We start from the raw sequence: 20,906 nt of genomic DNA on the forward strand, positions 1-20,906 counted from the left end.
CACAACGCGGCTGCCGATCTATGCCGGCAGCCGCGTTGTGATTTGTTTATTGAACTATCGTTATCCATTAGCTTAATGAAGAACTAGGGATAAATCCGCTCCTGCACAAATCCGCATCACTATTGCTTATCACCCATAACCTTACCAAGTATGCTGTCTTTCGGAATGGTTCCAAAATATCTGCTGTCTGCACTGCGAAACCAATCGTCTCCAATAATGTAATACTGTCCGTCAGGTACTTTTAATTCTTTAATATTTGTATCTTTACTTTCTAAAAAATCTTTAGCGTTCCCTTTAAAATTATTACGGATGTTATCAGCTAAATCAGACCGCTCTGATGCCTTTTGCAGTTCCTCAATGTTCATTCCAAGGCGGTGTGCTTCCCCGTAAAAGGTATCAAGTTTTCTTCCATTTATATAAATCTGACCCTTATTAATCCTAATTTTTTCACCAGGCAAGGCGATAACTCTCGAAATTTCATATTCGCTTAAATTTAACTTTGAATTCTCCAATTTCGGATTTTTATAATAAATAATGTCTCCCCTTTGAATTGGAGTTGATTTGTAATAAGTTAAGTCCACAACAATATCAACACCATCGAATTCATGATGACCGCGGTCCATATTGTCGTAACCATGATGATACACACTCATCCCATTAGTGGCAGTTATTTTGCCGATTTCCTGCTTTGTTTCGTTATCTTGCAATGGCTCCTGACAACACGCTGATATTAGAGCTGCAATTAACAAAATGAAAATGCATACACGCATTTATTTCACCTCCAAATAGAACCCTTTCTCCAATGAAACTGACCTTTATCATCTGTATATTATACAATCCAATAGTTGGAGTTGCACTATCCTGCCCGTTCGTAGCGAGCATGATATTCGGGTCAAGTTCATTCGCGATTATGCGCATATGTTTGTGTCGTAAAACGATTATGCACATATGTTTGTGTCGTCGCCTCGCGACACAAACATATGCGCTTTGAAATAAAAAATCCCCTATCTACGGGGATCTCAAAGCATCTATGTTCTTGTCACCCGACACGCTTCTATAGCAGCGGTTTTCGTAAATCCTACAACTGCGTGTTTGGATGTACTCCGAGACTGTCATCCAAACCGGCCACGGACGCTTTTATGGCTTATTAGTCTGGGAATCACATGTTTAAGGCCTAGAAATACGCCGCATACACATTGACGCTGATCACTTGATCAAAATCTTGTTATTAAAGAAAATGTGAAATGCTCGATGACTTGTTTGACACATTGCTGGACTTCGGATTCGTTCGTTACATCGGCTTTGACAGCGTTGATGTCTTCCAGCTCACTTTTCGCTTTGTCTTGGAATCTTGCATTAAGTCTACTAATAAGGACTTTGGCTCCTTCCTTCAAAAACTTTTCAGTGGTAGTTTTCCCGATTCCACCAGCACCGCCAGTGATGATTGCGACCTTTCCAGCCAACGTACTCATAGGTATCTCTCCATGTGATTTTATCGAGATTTATTCTTAGGCTGAAGCTAAGTTACAATTTTATTCTCGATTGTTGCTCCTTCGGAAACACGATGAAAAAGTCGCCGCTTGTCGAATATTATATCCACGTTTGAAGAATTAATTAACTTAATCATTCCCTCTCAGACGGATTTTTTCAAGAGAAACTCCGCTTAATTCACTCATATTCTCCCTGCTCTAATGAGTATATATGCTTGTATATCCTTTACTAGTTGCTGCTGGGCCCATGAATTTTTGTTGCTATTCAACAATTGTTTTCCGTTACAAGTTGTTACGTTGTTACGTATTGCCGAATAACCTAATTGATTTCAAAGTTGAATAGAAAAATATGAAAACAAATAAAATGGCCAGAGTATAAGTTCTCTGACCATTTCCATTAGTTCGAAATTTTTCCTTTCCAAGCACTTATTCCTCCTTGAAGATGGGCTAATTGGATGAAACCATGTTTGATTAACAGCTTTCCAGCTTGTTTACTTCTCATTCCGCTTCGGCAGTATAAAAAAATTTCTTTATCTTTCTGCAGTTCATTCATTCGACTTTCCAATTGTGACAGGGGGATATTTTTGGCTCCAGGTATAAAGCCTTGTTTATATTCGAAAGGTTCACGCACATCAATAACCAATTGAGCGCCAGGGTGATGTAAGCTTTGCTGAAAATCTTTAGCACTCATATTTTTAAGTCCTTTAATAGGTGCAATGCGTGTGTAAATAAACCAAACTGCCAATAGGACAATTATTATATTCAAGATTGTAGAAAAATTCATATGATGGCCCCCCTAAGTTTAACGACTTTTTACCAACAAATCCATAGCTTCTTTGACCAGCTTCTCTGTATTATTTCCCTCTGCTTTTTCTTCAAGAATGCACCTTTCCAAGTTGACCGCTACAATGTAAGCAATAGCCTTATCTGTAGCACTTCGAATGGCAGACAACTGACTCACCACGTCCTTGCAATGTTTCTCCTCTTCCATCATGTTCAAAACTCCTCGAACTTGTCCTTCAATTCGTCTAAGTTGTTTTTTCACTCTATCATCATAGTTCATTCTTAGTCGCCGTCCTTTACTCGTTATTTCATGACTTTATGGTCAAATAAGAGTTTCCTCTTCAAAAGGCCATTCTATATATCCTCCTCAAATTTCGGGATTCATTTCGTCCATGATTTTTTTAGTCCTAACGACAGGCAGCGGGCACGCGAGCCCTTCACATTCCAAAACATGATTGACTTTTACAATTGACTTAAAATTTTTGACCTCCTTTTAAGTTAAAATATCCATCCATATTTTGACGACAGTAGCGACAATCAGTGCAGCCAAAATCCACTGCAGCACCTTAGCATTCAATTTCTTGCTAATTTTAGCCCCAATGGGAGCCGCGATGGTACTTGCAATAACCATGACAATCGATGGGACAAGGAGCATATGTCCCCCCATCGCCTTCCCGGTTGTTGAACCGATAGAGGATATAAAGGTAATGGCTAAAGAAGAAGCAATGGCAACTCGTGTAGGGATTTTCAGAATAACCAGCATTACGGGTACGGTAATAAACGCACCTGCTGCACCAACAATCCCCGATACAATCCCAATGATGCCCGCAAGGCTAGCGGCTAGCGGTTTATTGAACTTTAATTTTGTAAAGTCCATGTCTTCCTGCGCTTTTTTCGGAAGAAACATCATCACGGCTGCAATTAGAGCCAGAACCGCATAAGTAATGTTGATAAACGAGTCGGACAAAAATTTAGACCCGTATCCGCCTAGGAAGCTCCCGACAACAATGGTTCCCCCCATGACGAATACAAGGGATTTATTGATATATCCCCCTTTGCGGAAGGCCAACATACCGGCAAGTGTTGCAAAAAAAACTTGAACCGCACTGATGGCTGATACTTCCTGAGCGCTGAATGCAGCAAAGCCCAGGGCTGGAGGAATGTACAGTAGCATTGGATACTTGATGATGGAACCCCCGATTCCAACCATCCCAGAGATTAATGACCCAACGAATCCAATAGCGAGCAATAGGATGATCCATCCATAGTCCATAACTTTCTCCTTTCTGAAGTGATTCCAGCCTTACAAAAGATCTCTAATCATTTTAGTCAGTTCACTTTTGGGCTGTCGTCCAATCATCATAGCTGTCAGCTTTCCGTCTTTAAAAAGCTTCATTGTGGGTATACTTATGATATGGTGTTGATTTGCTACCATCGGATTTTCATCAATATTCACTTTTGCAATAACCGCGTGATTACTAAAATCTTCGCTCAATTCCTGCAGCATTGGTTCGATTACTTGGAATAGCTCACACCAATCTGCATAAAAATCGACGAGCACTGGAACTTTAGCCTTCATTACTTTTTCCTCAAAATCGTGATCCGAGACTTGAATTAAAGCCATCTACATGACCTCCTTGCGTTCCCATGACCTTTATTAAATAAATAAATTCACTTTAGCCTCTGATGCGTCACCTGATTACGCGGCAACACCCGCATATTCAATACCATCCATCAATTCTTCCTTTTGCAGACCTAACAGATCCATCGTCATTGTGTAAGCACCCATTCTCACGCCTTATCCAAATCTCCACTAAATAAAACAATCGTTGATTTTTCCTTACTGTCATTCATTTGATTAAATCATCCCGTTTTTCATCCATACACATACTTGTATGGGTATCAAAAGTGCGTGTTTTGCTCAACAAATAATAGTTTAAAAATTCCTGCTCATTCTAATCTTAATTATCGTGTATAGCACACCGGTTCGGCCCAATTTCCATCTCACGCTGCTCTTCATCTGAAGGGGTGATTTTCCCCATATTGGTTTGTCTAATTTCCTTATAGGCGTTTGGCTGAGGCGGCAAATTTTCAGTAACTGCTTTTCTGAATTGGGTTTCATCTTGAATGTTCAATCCTGGATTATCGCGATACAAGTCTCCCAAACGCGCAACTACTTTGCCTCCTTCACCTAACTCCGTCGATTTGCCAAAGTGTGCAGGAAGAACAAGTAAATCATCCGACAATTGTTTGTAGCGGTTATATAAAGTGTTTCGCAGATCGCCAACCCAATCTTCCGCTTTTCCGGCTAAATCAGGACGGCCAATCGATTTAACAAATAAAATATCCCCCGAAAGCAAATACTGATTATCAACGATTAACGAGGTACTTCCGATCGTATGACCTGGTGAATAAATAGGCTGGATATTAATTTTCGTTTTTCCAACCATAATATCCGCATTTTCCTCAAGATTTTGATAATCAAATACGACTTCATCTGCGTCTTTTGGTGGAAGCCAGTAAGAAGCCCCTGTCAATTCAGCTAATCTGCGCCCGCCTGAGATATGATCCGCGTGCAGATGCGTATCAATAGTATGTTTAATAATCGCATTGTTATCTTTGGCAAAATTCTCAAATACATCTATCATACGAAGCGTATCAATGATTGCAGCTTCTCCATTAGAGATCACCATATAAGAAAGGCAGCCTTTTCCGATCCGCACGAATTGATAAATAGAACCTCCATCCTTCAAATCGCCGATCTTTACAGGTTCTAAATGCTCGCTCCAAGATTTCATTCCTCCTACAAGGTAAGAAACGGTTGAAATCTCTTGTTCAATTAGTTGCTCGGCTACAAATTTAGATGAGCCTTCCTTGGCACAAACGACAAGTACTTCTTGATTGGCTGGAATTTTATCTAACACGCTGTCCACACCTTCAAGGAGTTCAAAGTAAGGAACATTAATCGTCTGAACCTGATTGCCTTCAATTTTCCAATCGTTAAAATCACTCTCATTTCGAACATCCAAAACAAACAATGGTTCGTTGCCGAGAATTTTCTTCGTCAACTCTGCAGCTGTCATTCCTCTTAATAGAACCTGATTTGCACTCATTATTTTTCCCTCCATTAGTTGATTTAGAATGATAAAGTTACGTCAGCATCAAAAGCAAAATCTAGGAACGTTGCTGCACCGCCTACTTCTATACCTTCAACAAAATGTTGTTTTTCCAAACCAATCACATCCATTGTCATTTGGCACACAATCAATCGAACTCCCATTTCTCGAACCATTTCAACTAAAGTTTCAATGGAAGGCACATTTGCCTTTTCAAACCCTTCTTGTAATTGCTCTTTTCCTTGCGGAAGTGGCAATTGCTTATGCATATCCTTATGAATTAGATTCAAACCTTCGAATGTGAAGAAAATCGCTACTTGTGCATCGGTTGCCGCTGCAGCCGTTGCAATATTGAAAACTTTATATGCATCAAATAATCCGCCGTTTGCTGCTATTATCGCTACTTTTTTATTCATCATAATAACCTCCATAGTTATGTTTTTTTGTTATTATTTTCGGGGTCAGTATTTGCTGTCAATAATCGATAAGTTCACCTCGCCGCCCGAACATTCATACAGATACCAGTATGGGTATATTGATAATATAAATGAATCATACTTACTTGTCAACAGACTTACGATATGAATAGAACTTTGGTCGTCGCGGTGTGCTGAGAAAGCAAAAGTTCCCTATTTAAACTGATCGTTAGCATAGTTGTGAATTCGGGAAGGGGATAATGTTCTTGTTCCCCGACAGCTTTTGTCAGACGAAGACTGTGAAAAAGGCATTCAGACCAAGTCCGAACACCTTTTTCCACTGATAAGTTCCAAGCAACTCTTTAGCGAGAAGCATTTCAATTACATGCCCACTCCAGTATGAATCCTGCCTTCTTCTCTTCTTTGTTCACCATAAAAGAAATATAGCACCTAATAATCGCTGACCCATGTCAATACATCCAAGGGATACCCCTGATCAAGAGAGAAGAAGATTGACTTTAACTTTTTAAAAACCCCGGCTTCATGAAACTGGGATTTGGGTATTTATAAAATCCTTCACCCGTTGCCCGACCGAGTTTCCCTTTATCGATGTATGCTGATTTCAATAACTGAGACACTTCTTCAAATTCTTGATTACCTGTAGCCAACGCTTTAGCATGTCCGATATTATAAGCTGTATTGATGCCCACCACGTCCAGGATGGCAAAAGGACCAAGGGGTGCTCCCGTTGCGACCATCCACGTTTTATCGATCGTTTCCACGTCGGCGACTTCTTTAATCAAGAGCAGTTGCGCAGCTTCCAAAAGAGGTACTAACAACGAATTCAAATTATAGCCCGGCTGTTCTTTATATAAAGGTAAAGCAACCATCCCGATGGCTTTTGCGAATTCGATAACATCATCGAACACTTTCTGATCCGTTCCGGGATGTTTCATAATTTCGGCCGTATTGTTTTTCCATATTTCATTAGCAAAATGCAACGCCAGAAATTTTTCCGGCCGACCTGTCGCTTCCGCAAATTGGCTTGGCAATAATGTTGAAGAGTTTGTTGCAAAGTTCGTTTTTTGGGGAGCTACTTTTCCTAATTCCTTATAGAAATCCATTTTCAGTTGAACGACTTCAGGAATCGCCTTCGATCACGAGGTCTGCCTTTGCAACCGCTGAATATAAATCGTTGTGAAACGTAATACGATGATAAGCTGCATCAACCTCATCTTCAGTTGCCCCGAGATCCTCTTGATAACGCGGTTTCAAATGCATAATTCTTTCTTTGGCGCGCGCTAACGCTTCATCGTTAACATCGTATATGAAAACATCAAACCCTTTGAAATCAATTTGGAACGTGATTTGACTCCCTAGAACACCGCTACCGGCAACGGTGATATGCTTTTAATTCATTGCAGGTCTCCTTTATTAATTTGAGTTAACCGCGTGCCAGGCTGTAATCATGATCTAGAACTAACCATCGCCTACTGTATTGTGACCGACCAGCACATCACTCTCTTTTGTCGGTTATTTCGTCTGATCAATACAAGAAATTAATCGTTTTTCAACATCCTCGGCAATAGCAGCCAGCGCACCGTTATCGACCATCCCAATCAACGCCGTAGGTTTGGGCAGTCCGATTTTTGTCGTTCCTTGGTCCTCGTAGACGACTATTTTGCAGGGCAGAAAATAGCCCACGATCATATTTTCACTTAGCACACGTTTCGCTTCGACAGGATTACAAACTTCCAGAATGTGATACTTTTGATGAAACTCTATTCCTTTCTCCTGAAGCTTCCCCTGCATGTCTAAATGCCATAATACACCGAATTTTTCTTCCATCAGGTTATGTTCGAGTTTTTCGATAACTTGCTCTACCGTTTGATTTGTTTCGACTGTGTAATGAAACATAGGTCTTTAACCACCGTTCATAAATTTCTATTTTCAATGATTCGGGTCTCCATTATAATTCGCAGTAAGTTAATCGGATTTAAAAGATACACCTCACATCATAAACTTTATAAGTAAACGAACACAGGGAAATGTCCAGTTTACAAAGAAACGCTTATTGCCGATGAATCGAGCGCCTTACTTTCACATATGAGAAGGAATTCATAGGGGCCTTAGAGGGTTATGTAGATCATTTCAAAACACCAACAAATTAAGTATTTGCAAGTACATGACACTTATGTACTATGAACAAAAAAAAACATTAGCCCGCTATTATGGCTAGTGTTTTTTTGTTCATTTCGTTAATTTCCTGTTCCAGAAAATAATGCCGCCTTGCAAATGGACTAACTCCCGGAAGCCATTCTTTTCGAAGAATACGTGCGGCTTGTTTGCTTCTCATTCCGCTACGACAATATAAATACACACTTTTATCTTGGGAGATGTCTAAAATTCGATTAATCATCGATTTTCCTTTAGTTACTCAAATTCACCCACATCATTTTGCATACATGTATGGGTATATTGTGAGATAATAATACTTACTCACATATCCGCTTTTCTTACGTGAAGTTTTACAAGATAAGCCTTTGTCGACTTAGGATTTCGTCATGTTCTGGGACACATCCGGCTAAATCCGCTAATTTGTTTACATAATTATTATTATGTTAATTCATTCGAAATGCCATCATCTTCTTGTCCCCCACAGAACACCCACTAAACCTTATGCGATGTCCGATTTGTGCATTTTCAAATGAAACAAATCCCCCTACAAAAAAATAAAAAGCCTGATTCCTCAAGCTTTTCTTCGATATATTATGTAAGTACATTTATATTAAAAAAAAGAATCTTCAATCTATAAATAGATCAAAGATTCTTTCATCATAGAAACGATTGCTCATTAACTATAGACTAGCTCTTTTTTGCTTAGGCCAAGCGTCTCTGCTGTTGAAGTATGAATTTCGTGCAGAAGCTCTGGATTTTCCATTAGTGGTACGCCATATGAAGGAATCATTTCTTTAATTTTCGGTTCCCAATCTATCATATGTTGCGGGAAGCATTTATTAATTATCTCAAGCATAACGTGAACAGCAGTAGAAGCACCTGGAGAAGCACCCAGTAATGCTGCAATCGAGCCATCAGCGGCACTAATAACTTCCGTACCAAATTGAAGAGTACCTTTGCCGCCAGCTTCAGTATCTTTGATAACTTGCACCCGTTGGCCCGCTACTACTAAATCCCAATCATCGCTTTTGGCGGTAGGGATAAACTCTCGTAACTCTTCCATTCTCTTTTCTTTCGATAACATGACTTGCTCGATCAGGTATTTTGTCAATGACATGTTCTTCGCACCTGCCGATAACATAGTTACGATATTATCCGATTTTACGGAAGTAACCAAATCAAACATTGAACCGGTTTTTAAAAACTTAGGTGAAAAGCCGGCAAACGGTCCAAATAGCAAAGATTTTTTATTGTCGATAAATCTTGTGTCAAGATGCGGAACAGACATTGGTGGAGCTCCAACCTTAGCTTTTCCGTATACTTTTGCATGATGCTGCGCTACAACATCCGGATTATTACACACCATAAATATCCCGCTTACAGGGAATCCTCCAAAATGTTTTCCTTCAGGAATACCGGATTTTTGCAGTAAATGCAGGCTTCCTCCCCCGCCACCGATAAAGACGAATTTTGCAGTATGGTGCTCGATGTTACCTCTGTCGTTTCGTACTTTCAATTCCCACGAGCCGTCGCTAGTACGTTTAATATTATCAACGCTATGTTTGTATTTGATATCGACGTTATTACTTTTTAAGTGATCAAACAAAATACGCGTTAAAGCACCAAAGTTGACATCAGTTCCAGAGTCGATTTTTGTTGCCGCTATGGGTTCATTCGATGGACGATCTTGTATAATAAGCGGGATCCATTCCATCAGTTTTACAGGGTCATCGGAAAATTCCATCCCTTGAAACAGAGAATTATTTGACATCGCTTCATAACGTTTCTTTAAAAACGTTACATTTTGTTCCCCTTGTACCATACTCATATGAGGCAATGGCATGATAAAGTCCTGTGGATTACGTATCAGGTTGCTGTTCACAAGATAAGACCAAAACTGCATTGAAAGCTGAAACTGTTCATTAATATTGATAGCTTTGCTAATATCTATAGAACCGTCTGGTTTTTCGACAGTGTAGTTCAGCTCGCACAGTGCCGCATGCCCTGTTCCTGCATTATTCCATTCGTTAGAGCTTTCTTCTCCTGCATTTTCGAGCTTCTCAAACACTGTAATTACCCAATCCGGTACTAATTCTTTCAGAAGTGTCCCTAAAGTTGCACTCATGATTCCGGCACCAATTAAGATGACGTCTGTCTTAGTTTCTCTGTTGCTCATTTTTACCATCCTTATTCCCTAAAATTTGCAGAAAGGATTTAGGCGCTCCTACTTAGACGCTACAGCAAGCCAGGACCCGACCTAGTTACACACCTTTTCTGGATCAATTATAAGTCTATATATTAAAAAAATATTTATATACTATTATATGATAGTTATAAGCTATACGACAAGATGTGCGGCGAAAAAGCCTTACCGGATAATCTTTAAACCGTAATCATCACCCAGCGGTACAACACACTAGCTAAACAAATCGCTATATTTATGGTTCTTTATTTGCTTATCTTTGTTTTTTATGTAAAAGTTGGTGCAATCTCCATTTTCTCTTTAATTTATTATTTACTTCGATTCACAAATTTGATAAAATCGTGCATTAATTCTATCAACAATCATTCCATAATCTCACCTGATAAATTACGTAGATCTTTATATAAAATCATTCTATCATTACTATATAACCATCATCCTATTATACCATATGTTAGGATTAACAGTACGCATATCCACGGGCTAGTTTAGTAGATTTCTAGAATTGATTGCTAAGTTGGATACGATCATCTGAGCTGCTAGGGTTTGAACAAGTTTGTGTTTGTTGCAACGGTGCACTTCGATAAATGAGAACAGAGTTACGGCATGTCCGATTTATTCGGTACATTCGCGAGATGGAGGGTAAACTGTTGAATTCACCTTACTAGGGGAATGACCATACAATAACGGAGTATTAAAATCCTGAGGAGTGAATAAATTGATCAAACTAACCTTGGATATTGCAAAACAATTGCTTACAGTCGCTGAACACAAAGCCAGGCAAATGGGGCTGTCCAGTGATATCGCGATCGTTGATGAGGGTGCGAACCTAATCGCTTTCAATCGCATGGACAATGCCCGAATTGCTGGTATCGACATCTCCCAGAATAAGGCTTGGACTAGCGTAGCTATGCAGATGCCGACAGCCAACCTTGCTCAATCGGCGCTTCCTGGTGGTCCCTCGTTCGGTATCAATACTACCAACCATGGTAGACTTGTTATCTTGGGCGGAGGCATCCCTTTCGTCAGCAAAAACAAAGTCATCGGTGGCATCGGTGTAAGTGGAGGCACGAGCGCTCAAGACATCGAAGTGGCCAATGCAGCCGTTCAAGCCTTTATGAGCCTACTTGGAGTTGGAGACGCGGCAATAACTAATGCTCGTATCGGTTCTAGCCATTCTTACAGGTGATTGACACAATAGAAAGCTACTACTAGCTGCTGTTTATTCCACATTCCCCTTCCTTATTAACCATGTCTTCAATTGCCCAATTGCTTGTTTAGATACTGGGACACTCGTTCTCAAATAGACTATTTGACAAAACTGCCAGTTAGTTTACGGCTGAAGATTGCATAACAATTGAATACTTTTATCCAATCGGGAATAGGGCCCAGTTCTTGTCCATGATCGGCAAATGGATCAAGTTCTTGTCTTTAGCTTTGGACAAGAACCTGATCCATTGAAATGAAAAAACCGCGCTAGTGCGCGGATTTTTAGTGGGATAGAACTTATTTTCGACCACGCCACCTCCAATTGAACTTCCGTTGTTATCCGTAAAAATAAAATTATGAATTGTGCACTGAACACCTGCCAAGCCATCGAGTAGCTAGAGTTCTGAGTCACTTTGGCGAAGCCCACACCAGATGAATGGTGTTAAATATGTACCTCTCCATACGGTGAACATGTACATTTGATTGTTGAAGAATATCCATTATATCTCGGTCCAAATGACAGCCGACTAATCGTTTGAACATAGGTTCCATCATCTTTTGGGTTCCACCGATCCATCGGTTTGAACTAAGACCATGCTCCATTAACAGAATTTGTCCTCCTGGTTTGCACAAGAAGCTAAGTGATTTCAATACTTGAACAGGATTGTCGTAGCCGCAAAAGGATAATGTTGATACGATTGTATCGAATGAGTTCTCGGGAAATGATAGCGCCTCAATATCGGTTTGCAAAAACGTTGCCCGAATTCCACTCTCGGCAGCAGAAGCTTTGGCTTTCGACAACATCTCACTGCTGAAATCGACAGCTATCACTTCAACATCTTTAGGATAAAAGCTAAAATTTGCTCCAGCGCCAACGGCAACCTCCAATACCTTCCCCTTCGCACTTCGAAGCAATGCTGATCGCCATTTTCGCTCAGATTGCTGCTTTCTTCTTATTTCGTACACTTTGGATTGTTTATCAAATTTACGGATTAATTTCTCTTTACTCACGGTACACCTCCGTTTACATAATCTGTATAGGATCAATCCAAAAAAAAGGAGCACTACAACTGTTGCCAGTTTGCACTCCATTTTAACCAATACAGATTACATTTGATTTATACTTATCGAATCGGCAGCTAATGACTTTAAAAATTCTTTTACAGCCACAACGGCATCTTCAATCGTCTCTGCATGAATAGTCATTATTTCTTGTTTATATTTTGTCATCGTATGCTCATAGCGAGGATCATAGTAATTCTCTAATAGGAGGCTGACAGCGTACTCAAATTGATCTTCGTTAAGAGCTGTCTCAATTTCTTTGGCGATCGGGGTGTGGATCCGGTCCTTTATATGCCGATACGCTTGAAGCAATTCTTGTTTGTTTTCCCAAGGACTATAATCTTCAATTATATGACGGGCACGCTCAAGAATAGGCATTTCAATGTACAGTTGTGAACCGGTATCCTTTTTGCTAACAATGAACTCAGGAATGACCGCTTTTCCAATACGTTTGCTTTCACCCTCTATGAGAAAATAAGGTGAATCCTTCAACTTCAGAAGGTTAGTGACAAGTAGGGCTTCAAATGTTTTCTGATTGTTAGCTTTAAGCCCGACATGTCCGAAAATGGATCCCCGATGCCCCGCAAGTGCTTCTAAGTCCAAAACTGGGTATCCGTCCACCTGTAGACGTCTTAATATAGCTGTTTTTCCAGCCCCTGTATTCCCAGAAATCACACAGGCCCGAGGTTTAAAATCCATCTTCTCCAGCGCATCGATTACCCATCTACGATAGGAACGGAAGCCCCCTGTTAAACGATAAGTTCGTATGCCCATAAACGAAAGAACTGTAGCAGATGTATGACTTCGCATACCGCCGCGCCAACAGAAAACCACCTTTTGCTCTTTGATTCCTTCAAACATTTTCACAAAAGATGGCAATTTGGCAGAAATAATTTCAAGACCTCTATCTTTAGCAGCCTGAACACTCTCTTGCTTATAGATGGTTCCAATTTCTGCACGCTCGTTATCATCAAAAAAAGGTATGTTTATGCTTCCTGGAATCGTTGAGTCCTGAAACTCAGAAGGCGAACGAACGTCAATCATAACTAACTCTTTCTTGTCCTTAAGAGCTAACAACTCTTCTATGGTGATGTCTTGAAACAATGGATTTCGCTCCTTTAAATAACGACGATATGGCCTGGATGCTCTATTGTTGTTTCTCCGATCATACTGGCTTCGACCCCGGCAAGTTTCAGTTTACTGAGCAACTCATCTGCTTGATCTCCGGCAACAGAGATTAAAAGACCTCCGGATGTAACAGCATCGCATAAGATCCACTGTCCGATTTGGTCTAATGTGTCTGGGAATGTAATTGAATTCTGTACATGAGAGAAATTATTTTTTGTGCCTCCAGGAACAAAACCCTCTTCAGCTAATTCCCTGACTCTTGGCAACAAAGGCACATCATTTGCAATAATGCGAATTCCGACTTTACTGCCTTTTGCCATTTCAAGTGAGTGCCCTATCAAGCCAAAACCAGTTACATCTGTGCAGGCATGTACCTCAAAGGGCTCCATAGTTTCTGCAGCCGTTTTGTTCAGTGTAGCCATAACCTGTGTTACTCGTAGTACTTCATCTTCAGTTAACCGATCTTTCTTAATGGAGGTTGTCAATATACCTACACCAATCGGCTTCGTTAAGATCAGTTTATCTCCCGGAATGGCTCCTGCATTGGTTCGTATCTTTTGAGGATGTACCAATCCTGTTACAGCAAGCCCGAATTTGGGTTCATTATCGTCAATGGAATGTCCCCCGACGAGTGTAATGCCTGCTTCAATCATTTTATCGCCAGCACCACGTAAAATTTCAGCAAGCACTTGCTTGTCCAAGGTACGAATCGGAAAAGCAACGATATTTAACGCTGTAAGCGGCTTGCCACCCATAGCATAAATGTCACTGATTGCATTTGCAGCAGCGACCTGTCCAAACGAATACGGGTCATCAACAATAGGGGTAAAAAAGTCTACAGTCTGTACGAGAGCGAGCTCATCGCTTAATTTATAAACACCGGCGTCATCACTTGTGTCAATGCCTACAAGAAGGTTTGGATTCGCTATGGCTGTTGGTAATGACTTAATCACCTCAGAAAGATCTGCGGGACCAATTTTGCATCCACACCCCCCCTTTGTTGAATAAGATGTTAGCTTAATTTTATTTGTTGTCGACAATGTACTTCACCCTTTCTTTACACAGTAGGAAATATGTATCTTCATATCTTTATTATCTTTACGATATGTTTTAATAATAACCTTTTAACTCGACAAAATCTAATATCTGGAGAATATAATGACATCTTCCAATAGTTCAACTCAAACAGATTTAATCAACAAAACTTTGGACAAAAACTTGACCCCTTAAAATGAAAAATACGCGCTGGGCGCGTATTCTTATGGGGCTATGATCTTATCCTCTTACATGATCCTCAGAAGCCCTTCGATAACGACTGCTTCTGTCGGCTGCGACCATCCTGCTTGATCCCAATCCGTCATCCTTTTAATTTGGAATATCTTAAAATTTTCCTATACATTGTTTTGTTTTTCAACGCGTTAAAAATACTCATATCCGGTCTAGTGTTTATTTCAAGAATCCAAGGCTTTAAATTAGAATCAATAGCTATATCAACCCCAAAAGCTTTATTTCTTCGATAACTTTCTCGAAGAACAACACTTGCTTGTTTTCCCAATTTCCCAATTTCTTTAATATAATTTGACCTCTTACTTCCTGTAAGATGTGATTGGAGAAGGGTTTCTATTGGTAAAGGTGTGCCTCCACTGTGGAAATTAGTTACTATTTTTCTCGCCTTAGCTAATCGCCCAATAATACCTGTCACAACTAGTTGTCTATTTCTGTTCGTTTGCACCATAACCCTTATATCAAGTGGACGTTTATTATGTTTCAACAGATCAATACTCTTTTGAACTACATATTTGTTTTTAACTAGCAAATTATGAAGTGATCTATATAATTCTTCAAATGAATCGTAGCTTCTTGAAGCCGTTCCTCCCTTTAAGATATATTTCTTATCTGTTTTAGTTATTTTATATATTCCTCGGCCTCCCGTGCCTTCATCTGGTTTTAAGTAGAGTGAGCCATATCGCCCTAGCATTTCGATCATTTTAGATTTAGTTGCAGCTTGTGTGTCAGGTAAATATTTACTTATACTGCTATATCTTTTCATGAAATTATGCTTGCCTAGTTTACCCATTTTATATTTTACCTTTTTCACTCTATCGCCCTCCTACACCTCGTTCTGAAGTAATATATGCGAATAGGTTCATAGAAGGTACAGGCATTAGATGATTTTGTAAAACCTGTCTTCTGTTCACCAGAAATATCGATTAAATTCCCATTTCGTAGGGAAAATAAAAAAGCCACCCTAAGCTAGGTGACTCAAGTAATACTATAGAGATTAATAACTGCACGATGCGATGATTAATCCAAGACATTTCCCGCGTTAATCGATACCATGAAGTGTAGACGAATCGAAACACTTTCTTCATCATACATATGGCCGCTTTTGGCTATTTCTTCTTTTTACGTAATTATTCCACTCGTCAACAGCTCATGCCCTTCTATAAACAATCTTCTTGTTCGACTTTGGGAATTGTTCAGATGATGCTCCAACCGCTCCACGGCTAGCTCAACGTTACCCTCAGATAGAGCTGAGAGCACTTGCAGATGCTCCGACCACTCTATCTGAAGCAGGTCCTTCTGGATATCCGGATGCAGCACCAGAAGATAACGTTGAATCCGTTCAATATATTGTTCCACCAGCTGTCTCAACATATCGTTGCCGCAGTGTTTTAAATACATGCCATGCAAATCATCGTTCATCTTTGCAAGAGTAAGTAAGGCCTCCTCAAGCGTTTGCTCTTGAGTGAATGTAACTGATTCCCAGTCCTTCAGCATGTCTAGGATGTGTTCCTTCTCGATAATAACCGCTGCTTTACGTAGTGCAAGCAATTCCAATGTTCGGCGAAGCTCGAATATGTCGTCGAGCTCCTTCACGCTCATGTGCATCACGAACATTCCCTTATAGGGTACGGCTGTAACCAATCCTTCGGCTATCAAGCGAGAGAGTGACTCCCGTATAGGAATATTGGACACTTCCAGCTCCCTAGCCAATTGGTCGATATTGATTTTGTCACCAGGCTTTAATCGATGATTAAGAATAAACTCTTTGATGATGTTATAAATTTCTTCTGTCATTACGGAACGTGTTAGCTTGCGCATTGTGCACCTCGGTCATGTCCAAACATTTATCATGTATGGTTAAAATATACATACGTAATTCGGCTATATCTCCCTTATTTTACCCTGTATTCTTCAAAAAATCTCGGAATTATCTGAGTGGAAGCACCCGGCATCTGAGGCAATATATAAAAACCGTCTTTAACGGTAGCAGGCTCTTCAAAAATATGACGAATCCAAGGGATATACTCCAGCATCGTTGCGTTCGACGTAGAGGCGACGAGATGCTGGTGAATTTGCCCCATATCTCCCACATGAGGACAGATTGGCAGGTCATAGGAAGCTGCGAGTCCTGCAACCTGCAACCACTCTGTTACTCCTCCCACTCGTGTCACATCGACTTGAACATATTCGATTGCGCCTTGATGAATATAATCACGGAATGCATATTTCGAATATACATGCTCGCCTAAGGCTATTGGCACCGTCAATGTATCCGCGAGCTTCTTGTGTCCAAGAATATCGTCCGGATTAAGCGGCTCCTCCAGCCAGTACAGGTCAAACTCCTCCAGCTTCTTGCCCCAAGTCATCGCTGTATTGATATTCCACTGCTGATTGACATCGATCATAAAGATTGTATTGTCACCGATTGCTTTCCTTACGGCTTTAACGCGGTCGTAATCTTCATGTGGGTCGGGCTTACCTACTTTAATTTTTACCCCTGTAAATCCTTGCTCGACGATTTCACTTACATCCTTGATCAGCCGTTCTTTGCTCCAATTAAGCCAACCCCCATTTGTGTTGTAAGCCTTTATCTGCTTCGATTTATGGCCACCCAAATACTGCCACAATGGCTTATTCGAAGCTTTGGACATAATGTCCCACAGTGCTATGTCCACTGCGGCAAGAGCCATGTGCGTAATTCCGGCCCTTCCGATCCAGTGCATCTTGCCAAATCGAAGCTGATCCCATATTTCCCTTACCATGAATGGATCTTTACCGATTAATTCGGGAGCATAATACCGATCTATCGTATCGGTTATCATTTCGTCTCCATTTGCACAAGTACCGGTGTATCCGTATCCTGTAAAGCCTTCATCCGTAAATATCCGTACCCCCGCCAGTCCCCAGTGAGTAGCAACATTTATTGCATCCGTTATCGGAGGAGTTATAGGCACATGCAGAACAAATGACTCAACTTTAGTAATTTTCATAAAATGATTCTCCTTTATATGTATGGTTTTCTGTTACCGTATTAACTTCAATTTTCATGCGACTTTAACTATTTAGAGTAATTTGAATTATGTTCAAACCCTAGCTGCTATTCTCCATCTAACTCTGAAATAATCACTCCTTCACTAGTTACGTTTAATGAATATCTAGTTAAATAATATATCATGTACGATACACGAAAAATAAAGGTGTTGTCAACAGTTTTATAGGTCACATAAATTACAACCAGTTAACTCAGGCAGCACGCTTCAACCCCAAACAGAAATCCCCTCGTCATTGACCTTCTCTGTACTCTTCACGATACTCTCGAGGCGATCTTCCGTTTAGCTTGCGAAATAGCTTTGAAAAATAATGAATAGATGTAAATCCATGCTTGTCCGCGATCTCGGTGACGCTCAAATCCGTAAAGCGGAGGTCGTCCTTTGCTCGATTGATTCTGAATTGGATGACATACTGTGTTGGCGGCAAGCCGGTAGCAAGTTTGAACAACTCGAAAAAATAACCACGGCTTATTCGCAGATCACTGTAATATGTCACCAACGGCTGTAGATTGCCGTGTACTAAATCCTGATCCAATCTCTCGAGCAGCTTATTCATCCGGGGATCAGGGAAATGTTCATCTTTCAGGGCAAAAGTGAGAAAAAACTCAATAAACTGCTGGAAGCTGCTCTGTATCTTTAAATTGCGAATATATGTTCGCTCGTTCGTAAAATGATTATCCGTGTAAAACTTCTCGAAGAAATCAATCCACAGTCGTACCTTCTCCACTTTCACATGCTCGGGTATTGAATAAGGAAATGATGGTCCTATCAGAGAAGGCCGCAGAGAGCCTGCATCAAAGCAGATTATACTCGGGTTGGTGAACTCCGCCCGACGATCTACGTACGTCCAATCGAAGTAACAGCACACATGCACCATCGGTTCGTCGCCGTCGGCAATCCAATGGTGAAGCTGCCCAGCCGGGATATACACGAAGGAACCGGCTGCGGTTTCGTAAGATCGATTGCAAGTCTGAATTACACCTCTTCCTTCACTAATCAAATAGAGAGCGGACGCGTAGCTGATTCGATTGCTGCTGGTCTGCCCTTTGGAAAAGGGGTAGCGGGTCGCATAATAAACATAAGGATGAAAGTCTCCAAAATCCAACCAGTTCACCACCTTTAACAAAATTTAAAAGCAATTCATATGACGATTGTACAAATGATTGACGTTTTTGCAAATACAAAATACACCGGATACTGTACTATTTTTAAAGTAATGACACAAATTCTAAGGGGGATTAAACATGCTAGATAGCAAGTACTTGTTGACTGATGAGCAAATGATGCATTTTATTACCAAAGGCTATCTTGTGCTTCATAATGACCTGCCTCAACAGCTTCATCAGAATATAATGAACCAGATCTATCACATTCTGCACGAAGAAGGCAATCCTGGCAACAATATTCTCCCCCGTGTTCCTGACATACAGCAGCTGTTCGATACGCCGGTTGTCAAAGGAGCCTTAACGAGTGTGCTTGGATCGGATTATTACATGCATCCGCACCGTCACTGTCATTTCAACCAGCCGGGAAATCTGACGCCGGGCGGTGGAAAATGGCACAAAGACGGCTATTGGTCTTCAATGCGCAGCCATCGACCGTGGTGGGCGATGATTTTTTATTACACCCACGATATTACCGAAGAGTTAGGGCCTACTACCATTATGCCGGGGACCCACTACTACGAAAAATTTATCGACAACCGTGGCGAGTCTCTGCTGCCGACAGGCAAGGCGGGAACTATGGTACTGGTGCATTTCGACTTGTGGCATAAAGCTTCGCTCAATGTATCTGATCTAGATCGGTATATGCTTAAGTTTCAATTTCTCCGATTGTCCGCTCCTGAACTTCCGAGCTGGAATCATCAAAGCAAGGAAATGATAGTTCCAAATGGGATGCCAGCTATCCATATGAATTTATGGCAAGACGTCTGGGATTGGCTCCGTGGAGAACAACATATGACAAAACAAGACGGCGTGACCTCGAATGAGGAGCGTTTGTTGGTATTAAGGCAAGAGCTTGAATCAGAGGATGCGACCCTTCGCGAGCTAGCAGCCGACGAGTTGGGACGATTCGGAGCAGTGGCCGGTTCTTGCGCCCCTAAATTAGGGCTTCTATTGAACGATCCGGTTGAAACGACCGCTTTAAATGCAGCCTATGCACTTGGACATCTTGGAAAACAAGGGATCGAAGTGCTGATCTACCAAATAAAGGAGGGCTCAAGCTTAGTAGCGGAACGTGCCGCATACGGATTACAAGGAGCTGGCATAGAGGCTATTCCCGAGTTGCTGAAGGTTATGAAACATGAGGATGAGAAGCGCCGTGCGCTGGCGGTGTTCGTAATCGGAATGATAGGATATTCTGGAGGTGAGGCGGTACCCTCGCTAATATCATGCCTTCAGGATGAAAGCGAATGGGTTCGTCGGAATGCGGTCGAAGCATTAGGTATAATCAGGAATGCTGGTGAACAGGCCGTTCAGTCATTAGCGAATGTATTGGAGGATTCCCTGCTATGTGAAACTAACGATGCTTCAGAATCGAAAAACATGGATATAAGCAATCAGCACTACATTACCAATAAGATTGGTTATACCGCTGCGCTGTCACTGCTGCGAACAGGTAAGACAGGCGATGTGAAGCAAGTTGTCCGCTCACTGGAGAAATCGATGTACAGCAATGACCGCTACGTCAGAGCTTACGCGGCGGAAGCAATTACTCACCTGCGAACAGAGGAAGCAGTTGATATCTTGATTCGGCATTACCGCACTTCCCGTTGGTGTTCGGATACAAGTAAAGCCAGCACCTTCTAAGTAAAATGCTCACCAATAAATAGGTTTTTCTTATTTAGCGGCCTTAGTTCGGTAATTTAACGGACTAAGGCTTTTTTTACCATTAGCCCTCCATATTGCAATAGAAGCGCGAGGAAGAGATATTAACTCATATTTCCAGCAGCACCCTTTTGTAGTCAGTAAGACTTATTTATC

At 41.0% G+C, this 20,906-nt stretch carries 21 protein-coding genes and 2 pseudogenes; 2 read left to right on the forward strand and 21 right to left on the reverse strand.

Annotated features, from left to right (window positions below; translation table 11 throughout):
* Positions 1 to 119 precede the first annotated feature (119 nt).
* The 14 genes and pseudogenes from lepB to GC093_RS08285 all read right to left on the reverse strand — a co-directional run bounded on the left by lepB (position 120) and on the right by GC093_RS08285 (position 10,159).
* Positions 120 to 770 (reverse strand): signal peptidase I, encoded by a 651-nt coding sequence (gene lepB, locus GC093_RS08225; RefSeq protein ID WP_171651389.1) that lies wholly within the window; start codon positions 768 to 770, stop codon positions 120 to 122.
* Between the two features lie 444 nt (positions 771 to 1,214).
* Positions 1,215 to 1,472, reverse strand: a complete 258-nt coding sequence (locus GC093_RS35825) for an SDR family NAD(P)-dependent oxidoreductase (RefSeq protein WP_246313944.1) — start codon at positions 1,470 to 1,472, stop codon at positions 1,215 to 1,217.
* 415 nt (positions 1,473 to 1,887) lie between these two features.
* Positions 1,888 to 2,274 (reverse strand): rhodanese-like domain-containing protein, encoded by a 387-nt coding sequence (locus GC093_RS08235; protein ID WP_171651390.1) that lies wholly within the window; start codon positions 2,272 to 2,274, stop codon positions 1,888 to 1,890.
* Between the two features lie 18 nt (positions 2,275 to 2,292).
* Entirely contained in the window at positions 2,293 to 2,553 is a 261-nt protein-coding gene (locus tag GC093_RS08240; RefSeq protein WP_171651391.1) for a metal-sensitive transcriptional regulator, read from the reverse strand.
* A gap of 87 nt (positions 2,554 to 2,640) precedes the next feature.
* On the reverse strand, positions 2,641 to 2,721 hold the full coding sequence (locus GC093_RS36865) for a sulfurtransferase TusA family protein (RefSeq protein ID WP_376768639.1): 81 nt from the start codon (positions 2,719 to 2,721) through the stop codon (positions 2,641 to 2,643).
* 45 nt (positions 2,722 to 2,766) lie between these two features.
* Positions 2,767 to 3,546, reverse strand: coding sequence for a sulfite exporter TauE/SafE family protein (locus GC093_RS08245; protein ID WP_171651392.1), 780 nt, complete (start codon positions 3,544 to 3,546; stop codon positions 2,767 to 2,769).
* 30 nt (positions 3,547 to 3,576) lie between these two features.
* Entirely contained in the window at positions 3,577 to 3,897 is a 321-nt protein-coding gene (gene trxA / locus GC093_RS08250) for a thioredoxin (protein WP_171651393.1), read from the reverse strand.
* A 75-nt stretch (positions 3,898 to 3,972) separates the two neighbouring features.
* Positions 3,973 to 4,071, reverse strand: a pseudogene (locus GC093_RS08255) (DsrE/DsrF/DrsH-like family protein); the annotation flags it as partial.
* A gap of 163 nt (positions 4,072 to 4,234) precedes the next feature.
* The gene (locus GC093_RS08260; protein ID WP_171651394.1) at positions 4,235 to 5,386 is read right to left on the reverse strand and encodes an MBL fold metallo-hydrolase; all 1,152 of its coding nucleotides are present in this window, start codon (positions 5,384 to 5,386) and stop codon (positions 4,235 to 4,237) included.
* 23 nt (positions 5,387 to 5,409) lie between these two features.
* Positions 5,410 to 5,805, reverse strand: a complete 396-nt coding sequence (locus tag GC093_RS08265; protein WP_171651395.1) for a DsrE/DsrF/DrsH-like family protein — start codon at positions 5,803 to 5,805, stop codon at positions 5,410 to 5,412.
* A gap of 518 nt (positions 5,806 to 6,323) precedes the next feature.
* Positions 6,324 to 7,209, reverse strand: a pseudogene (locus tag GC093_RS08270) (3-hydroxyacyl-CoA dehydrogenase).
* Positions 7,210 to 7,338: 129 nt separating this feature from the next.
* Positions 7,339 to 7,722, reverse strand: coding sequence for a DUF302 domain-containing protein (locus GC093_RS08275; protein WP_171651396.1), 384 nt, complete (start codon positions 7,720 to 7,722; stop codon positions 7,339 to 7,341).
* A 301-nt stretch (positions 7,723 to 8,023) separates the two neighbouring features.
* Positions 8,024 to 8,161, reverse strand: coding sequence for a hypothetical protein (locus GC093_RS08280; RefSeq protein WP_171651397.1), 138 nt, complete (start codon positions 8,159 to 8,161; stop codon positions 8,024 to 8,026).
* Positions 8,162 to 8,659: 498 nt separating this feature from the next.
* Positions 8,660 to 10,159, reverse strand: coding sequence for a malate:quinone oxidoreductase (locus GC093_RS08285; protein ID WP_171651398.1), 1,500 nt, complete (start codon positions 10,157 to 10,159; stop codon positions 8,660 to 8,662).
* A gap of 745 nt (positions 10,160 to 10,904) precedes the next feature.
* Between GC093_RS08285 and GC093_RS08290 the strand changes: the two genes are divergently transcribed.
* A complete protein-coding gene (locus GC093_RS08290) occupies positions 10,905 to 11,375 on the forward strand; it encodes a GlcG/HbpS family heme-binding protein (protein WP_171651399.1) in 471 nt (156 codons plus the stop codon).
* Positions 11,376 to 11,803: 428 nt separating this feature from the next.
* On the opposite strand, the gene GC093_RS08295 is transcribed toward GC093_RS08290, so the two are convergent.
* The 7 genes from GC093_RS08295 to GC093_RS08325 form a co-directional block, all read right to left on the reverse strand.
* Positions 11,804 to 12,406, reverse strand: coding sequence for a class I SAM-dependent methyltransferase (locus tag GC093_RS08295; RefSeq protein ID WP_171651400.1), 603 nt, complete (start codon positions 12,404 to 12,406; stop codon positions 11,804 to 11,806).
* Between the two features lie 96 nt (positions 12,407 to 12,502).
* Entirely contained in the window at positions 12,503 to 13,561 is a 1,059-nt protein-coding gene (gene mnmH, locus GC093_RS08300; protein ID WP_171651401.1) for a tRNA 2-selenouridine(34) synthase MnmH, read from the reverse strand.
* Between the two features lie 14 nt (positions 13,562 to 13,575).
* Positions 13,576 to 14,625, reverse strand: coding sequence for a selenide, water dikinase SelD (selD, locus tag GC093_RS08305; RefSeq protein ID WP_171651402.1), 1,050 nt, complete (start codon positions 14,623 to 14,625; stop codon positions 13,576 to 13,578).
* A 317-nt stretch (positions 14,626 to 14,942) separates the two neighbouring features.
* Positions 14,943 to 15,683, reverse strand: coding sequence for a YheC/YheD family protein (locus GC093_RS08310; protein WP_312886479.1), 741 nt, complete (start codon positions 15,681 to 15,683; stop codon positions 14,943 to 14,945).
* 308 nt (positions 15,684 to 15,991) lie between these two features.
* Positions 15,992 to 16,690 carry a GntR family transcriptional regulator gene (locus tag GC093_RS08315; protein ID WP_171651403.1) on the reverse strand — a complete coding sequence of 233 codons (699 nt, stop codon included), beginning with the start codon at positions 16,688 to 16,690 and terminating at the stop codon, positions 15,992 to 15,994.
* A 74-nt stretch (positions 16,691 to 16,764) separates the two neighbouring features.
* On the reverse strand, positions 16,765 to 17,862 hold the full coding sequence (locus tag GC093_RS08320; protein WP_171651404.1) for a mandelate racemase/muconate lactonizing enzyme family protein: 1,098 nt from the start codon (positions 17,860 to 17,862) through the stop codon (positions 16,765 to 16,767).
* Between the two features lie 292 nt (positions 17,863 to 18,154).
* Positions 18,155 to 19,027, reverse strand: a complete 873-nt coding sequence (locus tag GC093_RS08325; RefSeq protein WP_171651405.1) for a helix-turn-helix domain-containing protein — start codon at positions 19,025 to 19,027, stop codon at positions 18,155 to 18,157.
* A 139-nt stretch (positions 19,028 to 19,166) separates the two neighbouring features.
* Between GC093_RS08325 and GC093_RS08330 the strand changes: the two genes are divergently transcribed.
* A complete protein-coding gene (locus tag GC093_RS08330; RefSeq protein ID WP_171651406.1) occupies positions 19,167 to 20,732 on the forward strand; it encodes a HEAT repeat domain-containing protein in 1,566 nt (521 codons plus the stop codon).
* Positions 20,733 to 20,906: the final 174 nt, after the last annotated feature.

Source organism: Paenibacillus foliorum, from assembly GCF_013141765.1.
In the GTDB taxonomy this organism is placed as follows: Bacteria; Bacillota; Bacilli; order Paenibacillales; family NBRC-103111; genus Paenibacillus_S; species Paenibacillus_S foliorum.